Raw genomic sequence first — 13,823 nt, forward strand, 5'->3', positions numbered from 1 at the left:
CTCACTGAGCACCGCCACCGGGCCCCCCACACCACCCCCGAACCCCATGCGCCCCGCCTCATGAATCGTTTCAGCATGAACTCCCGGCACCAGCCGTCCCATTGGCGAGCACAACCGGCCGGCCACCGCCGATGCCATGGGATTTCCCACGCCCCACCACCGCTGACCTGGCGGTGATTCGGGGGACCTCCTGCATTGACCGCCCGGATTCCGGGCCCGGTCGCGCGGCCGAACACCCCTGCGGCACGCGAGAACACGACCGGCCGCCGCGGTACGGGCCGCGACCCACCCCTGCACGGCGATCGCACAGGAAGGTCCCGATGAACCTCATACTCCAGGCTCTGCCCATCGCCGCTCCGACCGTCGGCTGGGCCACCCACGCCCTCGTCCTGGCCCGCCGGCTGCGTGCCGCCCGCACCGACCCGCTGACCGGGCTGATGGGCCGCGAGGAGTTCACCACCCGGGCGCTGCGCGGCATCCGGCATCCGCATGCGGCGGTGCTGCTCCTGGACCTCAATGGCTTCAAGCAGATCAATGACACCCATGGCCATGCGGCCGGGGACCGGGTACTGGCCGCCGTCGGCCGCCGGCTGGCCGCCTGGTGCGGGACGCACGGCGGTTTCGCCGCCCGGCTGGGCGGCGACGAGTTCTCCGCCCTGGTGCGGCTGGCCCCGGACACCGATCTGGACGCCGAACTGACCTATGGGCTCTCCGCCTTCCTCTCCGCCCCGCTGGACGCCGGGGGCGTGACCCTGGCGCCCCGCGCCTCCATCGGCCTGTGCCGCTCGGCGCAGCGGCCCGGGGCGAGCCTGTCCGACCTGCTGCGCGGGGCGGACGAGGCCATGTACGCCGCCAAGCGGCACGGCCACCACTGGCGGCCCGCCGACCCGGAGCTGGCCCAGGGCGCGGCCGCCGTCCGGCGGGCGCATCTGACCCTGCTGCCGTCGGTGCGGCGGAGCGCGTCATAGGTGCCGGGCACGGCCGGACCGCCGGCGGGCCGGAGCCACCACCGCTCGCGGTTCCGGCCCGCCGCGCCTACGCTCACCGCTGTGGACCCGTCACCCGTCAATCCCCTGATCCGGTACGCCACTTCGGCGGACGCGCCCGTGCTGGCCCGCATCCATCTGGCCTCCCGCCGGGCGGCCATGCCCTATCTGCCGCCGCAGACCCGGCCGTTGGAGCAGGTGATCCGCTGGTTCCGCACCATAGTGCTGCGGGAGTGCCGGACCTGGGTGGTGGAGTGCGGCGGCGAGATCGCCGGCTATGCGGCCCTGGCCGGCGACGTCCTCGAACAGCTCTATCTCGGCCCCGAGTTCCGCCGCCGCGGCCTGGGCACGCTGCTCCTGGACGAGGCCAAGCGGGCCAGTCCGGACGGGCTCACGCTCCATGTCTTCGCCCGGAACACGGAGGCGCGGGCGTTCTACGCCCACCATGGATTCATGGTGCTCGACATGGATGACGGCAGCCGCAACATGGAGAGGCTGCCGGATCTCCGGCTGGGGTGGACGCCCCGTCAGGGGCGCTGAACCACCGGCCGGCGCGACATCAGCGTTTGGCGTGGAGGACCTCGCGGGCCTGGTCCGCGGCGCGGGTGATGCTCTCGGTGACGAAGTCCAGGAAGCGGGCGACATTCTCCAGGCGGACGGCGGCCGGGGTGTCGGGGCCGAGGACGCCGACGCCCTGGCGTGCGGTTTCGGCGAGGTGGGCGGTGCCGCGGGCGCTGGCGATCATGGACTGGTACCAGACGTCGTCGTCGATGACATAGCGCTCGCGGCGGCGTTCGTCGCGTTCCCGGCGGACCAGGCCCTGACTCTCCAGGAACGCGACCGCCTTGGAAATGGACGCCGGGCTGACCTGGAGACGCTGGACGAGTTCGGACGCGGTGAGACTGCCGGTATCACTGATCATGAGGCAAGCCATCACCCGGGACATCATCTTGGGCGTACCCGTCTGCATCAGGACGGTGGTGAACGTCTCCTCGTACTCCTGCACCGCCGCGGCATCGCGGCCGTGCAGCTGCGAGGGCGCCGTCGGGTCCTGGGGCGCGGCCTGCTTGCGGCGGTGGGCGCGGCGTTCGGTGGCGCGGTGGGCGAGGTCGGCGCGGTAGGCGGTGGGGCCGCCGTTGCGCATCACCTCGCGGGTGATGGTCGAGGTCGGGCGGTCGAGGCGCCTGGCGATCTCGGCGTAGGCAAGGCCGTCGGCCAGCCCCAGCGCGATCTGCTGGCGTTCCTGCTGGGTGAGTCTGCCTCCCGGCATTGCGGTCTCCTTTGCGGTCCTTCGCGGCTCCCGATGTCTCCAGAATAGCGTTCACCGCCAGTCCATTGCAACGATGCCCGGGACCCTTGTTGCATTACCTTCCAATCCGTTGCAACGATTTCCTTGCTTTGACCTGCGTAAACAGCAATTCCACGCAACGAACTTGTTGCCGGATCCCTGAACGCAACGTAGCTTTTCCTTCATCGGAAACGACGAGCCCAAGGAGCCCGCGATGCAGAAGACCCAGAACACCGCGCAGAAGTTCGACACCACCGCCCCGATCTCCGTGGTCCTGGACATCCCCGCCGGACGCATCCAGCTGATCGCCGCCGACCGCGCCGACACCACCGTCGAGGTCCTGCCGGCCAACGCCGGCAAGCGCCGCGATGTCCAGGCCGCTGAGCAGACCACCGTCTCCTACGCCGACGGCGTCCTGCGGATCCACAACCCCGAGCCCAAGAACCAGCTCTTCGGCTCCTCCGGCTCCCTGGAGATCACCGTCCAGCTGCCCGCCGGCTCCCGCCTCGACGCCAGGACCGCCTGCTGCGAGCTCCGCGGCGTCGGCCGCCTCGGCGACATCACCTTCGAAGGCGCCTACCGCCAGATCAAGATCGACGAGGCCGAGAGCGTCCGCCTCACCGCGATCGACGGCGCCGTCGAGATCGGCCGGCTCAACGGCCCCGCGGAGATCAGCACCGCACGGGGCGACATCCGGATCACCGAGGCCGTGCGCGGCGCGGTCGTGCTCAGCACCCACTCCGGCGACATCGAGATCGGTGCCGCCGCCGGCGCCTCGGCCACCCTGGACGCCGGCACCGCCTGCGGCCGCATCAGCAACGCCCTCAAGAACGACGGCACCGCCGGACTCAACATCCGCGCCACCACCCCCAACGGCGACATCACCGCCCGCAGCCTGTAACCCGCAGCCGGCAGAAGAAGGAGTACCTCTCATGACCAACCTGGCCATCGCGGCGGACGGGCTGCGCAAGTCCTACGGCGACAAGACCGTCCTCGACGGCGTCGACCTGGCCGTGCCGGAAGGGACGATCTTCTCCCTGCTCGGCCCGAACGGCGCCGGCAAGACCACCGCCGTGAAGATCCTCTCCACCCTTGTCTCCCCCGACCCCGCCAGCGGCCGGATCCACATCGGCGGCCATGACCTCGCCACCGACCCACAGGCCGTGCGCGCCGCGATTGGCGTCACCGGGCAGTTCTCCGCCGTCGACGGCCTGATCACCGGCGAGGAGAACATGCTCCTCATGGCCGACCTGCACCACCTCGCCAAGCGCGAGCGGCGGCAGGTCACCGCCGAACTGCTGGAGCGCTTCGACCTCACCGAGGCCGCGAAGAAGCCCGCCTCCACCTACTCCGGCGGTATGAAGCGCCGCCTGGACATCGCCATGACCCTGGTCGGCAACCCACGGATCATCTTCCTCGACGAGCCGACCACCGGCCTCGACCCGCGCTCCCGCCACAACATGTGGCAGATCATCCGCGAGCTGGTCTCCGACGGTGTCACCGTCTTCCTCACCACCCAGTACCTGGAGGAAGCCGACCAACTGGCCGACCGCATCGCCGTGCTCAATGACGGCAAGATCGCCGCGGAAGGAAGCGCCGAGGAACTCAAGCGGCTCATCCCCGGCGGACACATCCGGCTCCGCTTCACCGACCCGGCCGCCTACCGGAACGCCGCCGCCGCGCTGCGCGAGGTCACCCGGGACGACGAGGCGCTGGCGCTGCAGATCCCCAGCGACGGCAGCCAGCGCGAGCTGCGCTCCATCCTCGACTGGCTGGACTCGGCCGGCATCGAGGCCGACGAGCTGACCGTGCACACCCCCGACCTCGACGACGTCTTCTTCGCCCTGACCGGCGGCGCCGGCGTCCCCAACCAGCCCAAGGAGACCGTCCGATGAGCTCCCTCGCCCTCGCCGTCCGCGACTCCCGCACCATGCTGCGCCGCAACCTCCTGCACGCCCGGCGCTACCCGTCGATGACGCTGAACCTGCTGCTCACGCCGATCATGATGTTGCTGCTCTTCGTCTATGTCTTCGGCGACACCATGAGCGCGGGCATCGGCGGCGGCCACCCGGACCGCGCCAAGTACATCGCCTATATCGTCCCGGGACTCCTGCTGATGACCATCGGCAGCACGGTGGTCGGCACCGCGGTCTCCGTCTGCAATGACATGACCGAGGGCATCATGGCCCGCTTCCGCACCCTGGCGATCCACCGTGGCTCGGTGCTCATCGGACATGTCATCAGCAGCGTGCTGCAGTCGATCGCCAGCGTGGTCCTGGTCGGCGCCGTCGGCGTGGCCATCGGCTTCCGGTCCCACAACGCCACGGCCCTGGACTGGCTGGCGGCATTCGGACTGCTGGTGCTCTTCGCCCTGGCGCTCACCTGGATCGCGGTCGGCATGGGCCTGGTCAGCCCGAACGCCGAGGCCGCCGGCAACAACGCCATGCCCCTGATCCTGCTGCCGCTGCTCTCCAGCGCCTTCGTCCCCCTCGACGCGATGCCGGGCTGGTTCCGGCCGATCGCCGAGTACCAGCCGTTCACCCCGGCCATCGAGACCCTGCGCGGCCTGCTGCTCGGCACCCACATCGGCAACAACGGCTGGCTCGCGGTCGCCTGGTGCGTCGGCCTCGCGGTGCTCGGCTACTTCTGGACGACCTCGAAGTTCAGCAACGACCCGAAGTGAGGGCCGTGACAGCGCGGGCTGCCTCCCGCAACTCGTCCCGCTTCAGGGCGGCGTACCCCGGTACGCCGCCCTGCCGGCGCTCTCGGGACCCGGGCCGCAGGCGGAAACGACGCCGCATCCCCAGGGCACCGCCGGCGCCAAGGGCGATCAGCCGACGCGCTTGTCATACGCGGGGCTCAGATCGCGCACCTCCACCGACACGTGCACCACCGCACCGTCCGCCGCCGCAGCATGCTTGTGCGTCAACTCAACTACCGCGGCCGCCACTTGCGCCTTCAGCTCCGCGCTGCGCCCGGCCAGGATGGCCACCTCGACATGTATCAGCTCGTTCCCGGGCGCGCCGTCGGCGATCACCGCCTCCTCCACCCGCCGGAAGCGCGTCTTGCAGGAACTGGCGGACGTGCTGATCAGCTCGGCGAGCAGCGGATGCAGCTCCTGGGCGAAGGCCCGGCGATCGAGGGTGCCGGCGACGGCGTCGGAGTAGTCCACGGTGATGTGCGGCATCAAAGCCTCCGGTTGCGGATTACGGACTGCGGATTGCGGTTCGTTTTCGCCGCCATCCTTCCTCCCCCGCCCCACATGTGTCACCGCTGTCACGACGGTCACGATCGGGCCGCAAGGCCACAGGAGGCCGGGACAGGCACCCCGGACACCCGGACACTCCTGCAATGATCATGACACTCAACGATCACGGCTGATCGTTGCGCACCACCAACGGGAGAACCCTCGTGTCACTTCGCAAGACCCCGGTCATCGCCCTGATGGCCTGCGCCGCCGCGCTTTCCCTCACCGCCTGCGGACCTGACAAATCCTCCGCCGACACGGACCACGCCACCAAGTCCGCCGCACCCGCGCGGACCGGCTCGGCCCAGGACTGCCCCACCGCGCGGCCGGGCCACAAGCTGGTCATCGTGGATTCCCGGAGTGCCGAGAGCGGTGAGATCGAGTACCACGGGGCGAAGCCGGTCTGCGGCGCCAACGGGATCACGTGGCAGGGCACCTCCGAGAAGGGCCGCTCCCATCTGGCGCACGAGGGCTCGCCCAGGATCCGGCTGCTCAACAACCAGGGTGACCTCACCGAGTCCGATGTGAACTCCGGGAACGCCAAGCTGTCCGAGTGCTGGCACCACGCCAAGACCACGCCGCACGGCCCCTGTTACGCCAACGCCTATGACATCGTCGACAAGGGCTGGAACACCGGCATCACCGAGATGACCCAGCTGCCGGGCAACTGACCTGGTCTCACGCGTCGTCGGACGCGTCCGGCGAGGACTCGTCGGCGTCCCGGCGACGCAGGCCCGTCTCCACCGCGCCGACCACCACCCGGGCGGCCACCCCGAGGAACAGAAGGTCGGCCACCATCTGCACCATGGTGGCGATCCGGGCGGTGTCCGAGTGCGGAACGATGTCGCCGAAGCCGACCGTGCTGAACACGGTGAGGGTGAAGTACAGCGCGGAGGTACGGCTGAGCGCGCTGTTGAAGCTGCCGGGCTCATTGCGGTCCAGCAGGAAGTAGACGGCGCCGAACAGCAGCAGGAACAGCGGCACCACGGTGGCGAGCGCCTCCACCGCCCGCAGCCGGGGCGTCTCGGAGTAGCCGATCGAATGGCACTGCCGGAGGAAGAGCAGCAGCACCCCGAGGAGCCCGAGGACCAGGCTGACGGCCGTACCGCCCCGGAACCGCTCGTCGAGGGGCAGCAGATAGTAGGCCAGCACCAGTCCGGTCACGGTGAACAGCGGGCGCAGCGCCGCCCGTAGCCCCGTACCGCGCCGCCCGGCTTCGGCCGCCCACCGCCGCCGCTCCCGTTGCCACCGCTCCCGTGCCCGCCGCTCCCGTGCCCGCCGCTCCCGTGCCCGCTGCCGTCTCACGGCGGCTCCCGGCCGGCCATGGGGTGCCGGCGTTCCAGATAGCGGCAGCCGACGACCGAGCCCAGGTGGATGACCACCCCCACCGCCACCACCCAGGACAGGATGACCATGACCACGCCGATGGGGCCGTACCGCCGTTCATTGGTCACGATCGCCGCGGAGAAGTAGAGCGCGGAGAAGACGCCCAGCCCCATCCAGCACACCGCCGTGACCAGCGCCGCCGGGAAGAGCCGCCGCCCGGGCACCGTCCCCGCCAGCAGCACCGTCATGCTCCACCACCAGAACAGCGTGGCCAGCACCAGACCGGCGAGGAACTGGAGCACCGGGCCACCGGCCTTGCTCAGCGCCCGGCCGGCGACGGCGTGCGCGACGCTGTAGGCGAGGAGCGAGGCCAGCCAGACCAGCCGTACCGCCAGCAGCCGCCAGCCGTGCACCGAGACCGCGAACACCTTCTGGTACCAGCCCTGCAGGGTCCCGGCGACGGTCATGGCCGCGAACACCAGCATCACCACGCTCACCGCCGTGAGCCCACTGGAGTTGTGGCCCGAGTTGAAGAGGGTCGCCACGGCCTTGGCCGCCTGGTGGTCCAGGCCCAGCCAGCCGGCGATCACGGTGGCGGTGCTGCGGTCCGCGGCGGTGCTGATCACGATGAGCAACGGGAAGAAGCAGAGGATCGCCAGGGCCGCCAGCTGGAAGGAGTTGCCGAAGAAGTCGACCGCGGTGAGCCGGGTCCACAGGGTGTTGGCCTCGCCCGCCCGGAAGTGTTCGACGGCCGTGCGCCGCTTGTGGTCCAGGGCGGTCAGCCGGGGGTGCTCACGCTGCCGCCAGCGGTGGGCGGGGTGCGGACGGTGCCCGGGGCGCTGGAAGCGCCGGGGGCCGTGGTCTGTCATGGCACCTGCTCCGTGGTGCCGCGTGCCGCCGTCATGGGCCGTGACCCGGCGCGGCTCCGCCACCCGCTCCCGCTCCCCGTTCCGGGCCCGGGGCGAGGAACTCGCGGATGCCGAACGCCCCCAGCACGACCACCACGAACCAGAACACCACCATCGCGGTCGGGTGCGCCCAGAACGCGAACACCAACGCGGCGACCAGCAGGATCGCCACCCCGATCGGGCGCCGGAACCGCCGGGTGAACCGCTCGGCCGGGCCGGCCCGGAAACCGGCCGACTCCGCGACACCCCGCACCGCGACGATCCCGCTGCGGCACGCGGTGCGCAGTGTCACCGCCACCCGCGAGGGCCCGATGAGGAAGGCCCCGATCGCCACCGCCGCCGCCAGCACCCCCACCGCCCGTACCGCCTCCCGCAGAAAGCGCACCAGTGCGTCATAGACCGCGGCGGCCGCCCCGGACGAGACACCGGTCGGGAGATGGTCCAGGTAGAAGGTGCGGAAGACGGCCAGCGCGACCCCGAGCACCAGCATGGCCGCCACCACGCCCAGCGCCGCCCCGATCAGCGCCCTGCGCCGGCCGGTGGACAGCAGCACGCCGATCGCGGCGATCACCACCGTGATCAGCGGCAGCCAGTCACCGGCCAGCCCCAGCAGCCGGAACCACGTCTTGTATTTGGCCAGGTCCGGGGAGTCGAAGACGACGAAGTCCGTGTGCACCTGGGGGATGCGGCCCGCGACGTCCAGCCCGGCGTCCACCAGCCGTTGCTTGACCTTCTCCACCGCCGGCGCCAGGTCCACGGTCACCTGGTCGCCATGGATCGCCAAGGGACCGCCGCCCCGGCCGCTCAGCGCCTTCTCGAAGGCGTTGTGGGCGGCGCGGTTGACCGCGACCCAGATGGTGGCGAACTGCTTGCCGGCCACCACCCGGTGCGCCGCCTCACGCACCAGGCTGGTCAGGCCCTTCTCGATCGGCCCGCCGAGCCGGTGGATCAGGTCGGCGGCCCGGGGCGGCACCCCCTGTTCGGAGGCCGCCTTGGACAGCTGGCCCACCAGCGCCGGAACGTCGGCCTTGGCCACCACGGTGCCGGCGATCCGGTTGGCCGCGGCGTCCTGTACGGCGGGGTTGCCGGCCAGCGGCGCCACCGTGGCCACATAGCGGTCGGTGTTCGCCACCTGGTCATGCGCCCACACCGCCAGCACGGCGGGCATGGCCAGCACCGAGGCGATGACGATCAGCACCACCGCGGCGGCGTTGCGCAGCGCCCGGTGGTGGGCGCCCGGTGCCGCACCAGCCGTGCCGGACGTACCGACTCCACCGCCCGGACCGCCCGAAGCGGCCTCCAGCCGGGCCAACCGCTCGCTCAGCCTTCGCAGTTCATCGGGGGTCCCGCCTTCGGGGGGCCCGCCTTCGGGGGTCCCGCCTTCGGGGGGCCCGCCTCCCTTGTCTCCCTCGTCACTGGACGACATGTCGTCCTCTCCGCGTCGTCCCGTCCGCGCCTCGCCATCACAGGGTGAGGTGGCTCGACTGTCCGTCAGCCGTCAGTCAAACCCGCGCGCCGCCCGAAGGCGAGCTGGGCTGCGCCGACCGGGCGGTGGCGGGACACCGCGCCGCACGCCATGCCGCGGCGCGCCGAGCCTCAACGGGGTTACGCGCGAGGGACGTTGGCACCCTCGCCCGGGCGTCAGCCGCCGACCGGCACGGCCACCGCGCCGGAACCCCGGGCGGTGTCGGCGAGCAGGCCGGCCGAGACGGTCTCGATGGCCTCCTCCAGCACCACCCGGGACCGCACCAGGTCGGCGATCAACGCGTTGATGCGGTCCCGTTCCGAGACCAGCTCATCGACCAGCCGGAAGGTGGTGGCCGCATTGGGCCCGCCGTCCTCGTCCCGCATACAGGGCAGCAGCTCGGCGATCTTCTTGCTGTTCAGCCCGGCCGCGTAGAGCGCCTGGACCCGGATGACCCGGTCCACCGCCCACTCCTCATAGGTACGGTGGCCACCGGACGTGCGCTCGGAACGCAGCAGCCCCTGCTGTTCGTAGTAGCGCAGCGAACGCTCGCTCACTCCACTGCGCTGCGCCAGTTCACCGATCCGCATCCCCCACCCCGCCTCTGCCGTACGGCACTTGAATCTGACATCGGTGTCAACTTCTACCGTACCGGCATGACGAACGCATCCAAGGAATCCCGCCTCCTCCACCCCGCCCGCCTCGGCCCGCTCTCCCTGCCCAATGGGCTGGTGATGGCCCCGCTGACCCGCAACCGCGCCGGGGCCGACGGCGTCCCCGGACCGATGATGGCCACCTACTACGCCCAGCGGGCCTCCGCGGGCCTGATCATCGCCGAGGGCACCACACCGAACGCCGTGGGGCAGACCTACCCCAACATCCCCGGTGTCCATAACCCGGCCCAGGTGGCCGGCTGGCGCCGGGTAACCGACGCGGTACGCGCGGCCGGTGGCCGGATGTTCCTCCAGCTGCAGCACGGAGGCCGGGTCGGGCACCCGGACAACAGCGGGCTGGTGCCCGTCGCCCCGTCGGCCATCCCGCTGCCGGAGACGATCCACACCCCCAGCGGGCGCCAAGCCTCCGTGGTACCACGGGAGATGACGCCCGACGACATCCACACCACGGTGGCCGACTTCGCCACGGCCGCCCGCAACGCGGTGGCGGCGGGCTTCGAGGGCGTGGAGGTGCATTCGGCCAATGGGCATCTGCTCCACCAGTTCCTCGCCCCGAACACCAACCACCGCACCGACGCCTATGGCGGCCCCGTCGCCCACCGCATCCGCTTTGTGGTCGAGGTGGTCCGGGCGGTGGCGGAGGCCATCGGCCCGGAGCGGGTCGGACTGCGGATATCCCCCGGAAACACCGTCAACGGCATCCAGGAGGGCGACGACACCGCGCGCATCTACCCCGCCCTCATCGAGGCCCTGGCCGACACCGGCCTGGCCTACCTCCACCTGGTGTTCGCCGACCCGGACCAGCCCCTCTTCCAGGAGCTCCGCAAAAGCTGGCCGGGCACCCTGATCGCCAACCCGGCACTGGGCCAGGACGGCCCGCTGCCCGCCGACGGCGGCCGCGGGGCGGGCGAACGCCTGCTGACCGCCGGCGCCGACCTGATCGCGCTCGGCCGCGCCTTTATCGCCAACCCCGACCTGGTGGAACGGCTGCGGATCGGGGCCCCGCTCAACCCGGTGCGGAACAAGTACGCCATGTACGTCGGCGGCGCGACCGGCTACACCGACTACCCCACCCTGGACGCGGCATAGCCCGTCTCACCGAGTCACTCAGGGGGCCCGCCAGATGTTGTCGAACGCCTCCCGCTCAATGGTCCGCCGCTGCCGTACGCCCTCCAGCTCCACCAGCGCGCCATTGACCGCCGCCAGCACCGCCTCCACCGCGTCATCACCCACACCCGGAGCATCTCCCGCCCCTTGGGCCCGGACCCCGACGGCCGTCGCCAGGGCGACCAGGACGGGCTCCTCCGCCGCCCACCGGTCCGCCGCCCTGCGCCGGCCCGGCGAATCGGCCGGCTCCGCCGGTCCGTCCCGGAACGGCATCCACCCATGCCCCTGCCGGGTCAGCTGCCCGTCCTCCGCCAAGGCGGCCAGATAGGCGGCGGCCAGATCGTGGCCCCGGCGCCAGAGCCAGTCCTCGACCGACTCATACGGCTCCTCCCGGACGAGCGAGGCCGCGGCCTGAGCCAGCAGCCGATCCTCGGGTGCAGCCCCATGGCCGGGCACGATCCGATCCTCGTCCAGCGTGACGGCCTCGGCGGCCAGCAGGTCGATCAGCTCCGCACCGGCCAGCGCGAGCGAGATCTCGCCCCGCTCCAGGGGGCGGCTGGGCGTCACATCCAAGGTGGTGATCAACAGGTCCCGGGGTGTGGTCATGGCGGGCTCGCTCCACGTCGGGGACGGCCGGGGACGGCCGGAAGAGGACTCCTCTCGTACCCGAGCCTAAGGAGCGAGCAGGTCCGCTGCACCCTGTACGGGCACATTGTGGCCACGCTGATCGAAAAGTTGACGGGCAACCCATATCCCAAGGCGATCGGCCGGCGAACGCTACGGCTACAACTCGGCCGTGGTCGCAACGCGCGACCTCCGGCGCAAGGCGGTCTGCTCATGGACACCCACACCAAGCCGGCACCCGGCTTCGGCTCGGGGCACCGACTCATTTCAGCCAGCTCCGCCAAGCCTTTTCCTCGAACGCCCGGCCCGAGGAAGGCCCGCCAAAACCCGCTGAACCATCCTCCCCGGCAGCCCACCCCAACCACCCACAACGGCCACACACACTCACCCCAACCACCCAACCACCACATACCCCCTGGTCAGCCACCATCCATCCACCGCGCAGCGACAGCCACCAGGCAGCAGGGAGCACGACCCCTGCCTCACCGAGGTGATCTCCACCACAGAGGAAAGCGAAGACCACTAAGAGGTCGCTTTTGCGCCATCCATCCCCCCATCAACTCCCGGTACTGTCCCCAGGCAATTCAACGATCAACAGCAACGGGGACAGCACACAATGAACGCCATCAGCACGGCCAAGACCGTCCGGAGACTGAGCGGGCTGGTGGCCGTCGGCGCCCTCGCCCTCACCGGCTGCGGCCCCGAGGACAAGCCGGCCCAGCCCGCTTCGTCCTCCTCCGCCTCCACCAACGCGAGTGCACCCACCGGCGCGAACGCCAACCCGTCGAGCGCCGCCGGCGCCAACACGGGCACCACCGGCGGCGAAGCGCAGCCCGGGCAGACCTTCAAGCTCGGGCAGGCGGCCAACGTCCCGTTCACCTACGGCAAGTCGAAGGGCACCATCGACCTGACCGTCACCTCGATCGACCAGGGCGACCCGGCTGACCTGGCTTCGCTGAACCTCGGCGACCAGGTGAAGGGCAAGGTTCCCTTCTACATCCGCTACTCGGTCAAGAACACCGGTTCCTCCGACCTGTCCTTCACCACCGTGGACCACATCAAGGGCCAGCTGCCGGACGGCACCGGCGCCCAGGACCTCCTGGTGATCGGCGACTTCGCCAAGTGCAAGACCGCCGAGCTCCCGAGCGGCTTCACCACGGGCAAGGTCGCCCAGGGCTGCGCGGTGTCCCTGGCCCCGTCGGCCTCGGTGAAGGTCACATCGGCCGAGTACTGGGGGGACCCCTTCACCCTGGACAAGGGCCTGATCTGGAAGTGATCCGCGCATAGGCGCGAATGCCGCGGCCCCCGACCAAGTTGCCCGGTCGGGGGCCGTTTCAGTGCGGAGGCTGTGGGATTTGAACCCACGGTGACATCGCTGCCACGACGGTTTTCAAGAGGGTTGTGGGGGCAGCGTGCTACAGCCGTTTTACCTGCGGATACGGCCGTCACGACGACCTACCGCCGGAACGGTGGTCCACACCTGGTCCACTGGCTCCGGGGCGCCCCTCCTGTGCCACGGAGGAACCCCCGAGTCCGTCATCACACCGGCCAAGGGAGCCTAGTCCTCATGGTGCTCGTAGTGCCCGCCTTCGTGGTGCTCCCCTCGGAACTCCGACTCGCCGAACTCATCGTGTCGGGCGTTGCCCCGCTCCCTTTCCTTTCGAGCGAAGAACTTACCGTGGGTTTCCGTTGCCGTGGAGGACATGCCAGCTGGCAGGTTGATGTTGATGGTGCAGTTCGTGGTGATGGGGCCGGTGGCATTCCCGATACCACCGGCTCCCGTGCCACCCGCTCCGCCGTTGCCGATGTTCGCCGGTGGGCATGTGGTCGCGGGCAGGGGCACGACAGCGAGGGGGGTAGGAATACTTGCTTGGTCGTACTTCTCTCCCTCTACGTGACGAATCTTTTCAAAGTGCCGGGCTGCCCCGGCATGGGCCCTACCCTCCCCGGAATCGCCACCTACGGCATGAGCGCTACCTGCGCCGGAGATAGCCAGTGCGCTGATCGCCGCGCTGAGCAGAGTAGCCTTCGCACCAAGATGCATGGAATCCTCCAGCGTAATCACGTATGCCCAAGGCATATCCTTGGACGCTGGGATCAACGAAGCATTGGCCATGGGGTTCCGGTCGCTCACCCATTCAAACCATTCGAGCGTCTTCCTGATCGTCGGATCCCACCTGTGCGAAGAGCGCCTTCTC

16 protein-coding genes are annotated in these 13,823 nt (G+C 70.4%); 8 read left to right on the forward strand and 8 right to left on the reverse strand.

What is annotated here, in order from left to right; all coding sequences use genetic code 11:
* Positions 1 to 320: 320 nt before the first annotated feature.
* Positions 321 to 968, forward strand: coding sequence for a GGDEF domain-containing protein (locus ACIHFE_RS14570; RefSeq protein ID WP_400106312.1), 648 nt, complete (start codon positions 321 to 323; stop codon positions 966 to 968).
* 81 nt (positions 969 to 1,049) lie between these two features.
* Positions 1,050 to 1,526, forward strand: a complete 477-nt coding sequence (locus ACIHFE_RS14575; protein ID WP_400106314.1) for a GNAT family N-acetyltransferase — start codon at positions 1,050 to 1,052, stop codon at positions 1,524 to 1,526.
* Between the two features lie 19 nt (positions 1,527 to 1,545).
* On the opposite strand, the gene ACIHFE_RS14580 is transcribed toward ACIHFE_RS14575, so the two are convergent.
* Positions 1,546 to 2,256, reverse strand: a complete 711-nt coding sequence (locus ACIHFE_RS14580; RefSeq protein WP_400106316.1) for a helix-turn-helix domain-containing protein — start codon at positions 2,254 to 2,256, stop codon at positions 1,546 to 1,548.
* A gap of 232 nt (positions 2,257 to 2,488) precedes the next feature.
* Here ACIHFE_RS14580 and ACIHFE_RS14585 point away from each other — a divergent pair, with 232 nt between their 5' ends.
* From ACIHFE_RS14585 to ACIHFE_RS14595, 3 genes are read left to right on the forward strand one after another with little or no spacing between them, the layout of a single operon-like run.
* Positions 2,489 to 3,175 (forward strand): DUF4097 family beta strand repeat-containing protein, encoded by a 687-nt coding sequence (locus ACIHFE_RS14585; RefSeq protein ID WP_400106318.1) that lies wholly within the window; start codon positions 2,489 to 2,491, stop codon positions 3,173 to 3,175.
* Between the two features lie 31 nt (positions 3,176 to 3,206).
* On the forward strand, positions 3,207 to 4,169 hold the full coding sequence (locus ACIHFE_RS14590) for an ATP-binding cassette domain-containing protein (protein ID WP_400106320.1): 963 nt from the start codon (positions 3,207 to 3,209) through the stop codon (positions 4,167 to 4,169).
* Positions 4,166 to 4,957 carry an ABC transporter permease gene (locus ACIHFE_RS14595; protein ID WP_400106322.1) on the forward strand — a complete coding sequence of 264 codons (792 nt, stop codon included), beginning with the start codon at positions 4,166 to 4,168 and terminating at the stop codon, positions 4,955 to 4,957. The genes ACIHFE_RS14590 and ACIHFE_RS14595 overlap by 4 nt, the downstream gene beginning before the upstream one ends.
* Before the next feature lie 147 nt (positions 4,958 to 5,104).
* Here ACIHFE_RS14595 and ACIHFE_RS14600 read toward each other — a convergent pair whose 3' ends face one another.
* Positions 5,105 to 5,461 (reverse strand): 5-carboxymethyl-2-hydroxymuconate Delta-isomerase, encoded by a 357-nt coding sequence (locus ACIHFE_RS14600; RefSeq protein WP_400106324.1) that lies wholly within the window; start codon positions 5,459 to 5,461, stop codon positions 5,105 to 5,107.
* A gap of 224 nt (positions 5,462 to 5,685) precedes the next feature.
* On the opposite strand from ACIHFE_RS14600, the gene ACIHFE_RS14605 reads away from it, so the two are divergent.
* Positions 5,686 to 6,192: a hypothetical protein gene (locus ACIHFE_RS14605; protein ID WP_400106326.1), complete on the forward strand. Its 507-nt coding sequence runs from the start codon at positions 5,686 to 5,688 to the stop codon at positions 6,190 to 6,192.
* 7 nt (positions 6,193 to 6,199) lie between these two features.
* On the opposite strand, the gene ACIHFE_RS14610 is transcribed toward ACIHFE_RS14605, so the two are convergent.
* The 4 genes from ACIHFE_RS14610 to ACIHFE_RS14625 form a co-directional block, all read right to left on the reverse strand.
* Entirely contained in the window at positions 6,200 to 6,826 is a 627-nt protein-coding gene (locus ACIHFE_RS14610) for a potassium channel family protein (RefSeq protein ID WP_400106328.1), read from the reverse strand.
* Positions 6,823 to 7,716 carry a YhjD/YihY/BrkB family envelope integrity protein gene (locus tag ACIHFE_RS14615; RefSeq protein ID WP_400106330.1) on the reverse strand — a complete coding sequence of 298 codons (894 nt, stop codon included), beginning with the start codon at positions 7,714 to 7,716 and terminating at the stop codon, positions 6,823 to 6,825. Before ACIHFE_RS14615 ends, ACIHFE_RS14610 begins: the two co-directional genes overlap by 4 nt.
* A 31-nt stretch (positions 7,717 to 7,747) precedes the next feature.
* The gene (locus tag ACIHFE_RS14620) at positions 7,748 to 9,181 is read right to left on the reverse strand and encodes a hypothetical protein (RefSeq protein WP_400106332.1); all 1,434 of its coding nucleotides are present in this window, start codon (positions 9,179 to 9,181) and stop codon (positions 7,748 to 7,750) included.
* Positions 9,182 to 9,396: 215 nt separating this feature from the next.
* Complete coding sequence (locus tag ACIHFE_RS14625; protein ID WP_400106334.1) at positions 9,397 to 9,810, reverse strand: MerR family transcriptional regulator; 414 nt, start codon at positions 9,808 to 9,810, stop codon at positions 9,397 to 9,399.
* 66 nt (positions 9,811 to 9,876) lie between these two features.
* Between ACIHFE_RS14625 and ACIHFE_RS14630 the strand changes: the two genes are divergently transcribed.
* The gene (locus ACIHFE_RS14630; RefSeq protein ID WP_400106336.1) at positions 9,877 to 10,983 is read left to right on the forward strand and encodes an alkene reductase; all 1,107 of its coding nucleotides are present in this window, start codon (positions 9,877 to 9,879) and stop codon (positions 10,981 to 10,983) included.
* Positions 10,984 to 11,001: 18 nt separating this feature from the next.
* Here ACIHFE_RS14630 and ACIHFE_RS14635 read toward each other — a convergent pair whose 3' ends face one another.
* Positions 11,002 to 11,607: a GPP34 family phosphoprotein gene (locus ACIHFE_RS14635; RefSeq protein ID WP_400106338.1), complete on the reverse strand. Its 606-nt coding sequence runs from the start codon at positions 11,605 to 11,607 to the stop codon at positions 11,002 to 11,004.
* A 634-nt stretch (positions 11,608 to 12,241) separates the two neighbouring features.
* Between ACIHFE_RS14635 and ACIHFE_RS14640 the strand changes: the two genes are divergently transcribed.
* A complete protein-coding gene (locus ACIHFE_RS14640; protein WP_400106339.1) occupies positions 12,242 to 12,901 on the forward strand; it encodes a hypothetical protein in 660 nt (219 codons plus the stop codon).
* A 282-nt stretch (positions 12,902 to 13,183) separates the two neighbouring features.
* Here the strand turns inward: ACIHFE_RS14640 and ACIHFE_RS14645 are convergent, their stop codons facing one another.
* Complete coding sequence (locus tag ACIHFE_RS14645; protein ID WP_400106341.1) at positions 13,184 to 13,759, reverse strand: hypothetical protein; 576 nt, start codon at positions 13,757 to 13,759, stop codon at positions 13,184 to 13,186.
* Between the last annotated feature and the right edge of the window lie 64 nt (positions 13,760 to 13,823).

The organism is Streptomyces sp. NPDC052396 (assembly GCF_044593195.1).
GTDB lineage: Bacteria > Actinomycetota > Actinomycetes > Streptomycetales > Streptomycetaceae > Streptomyces.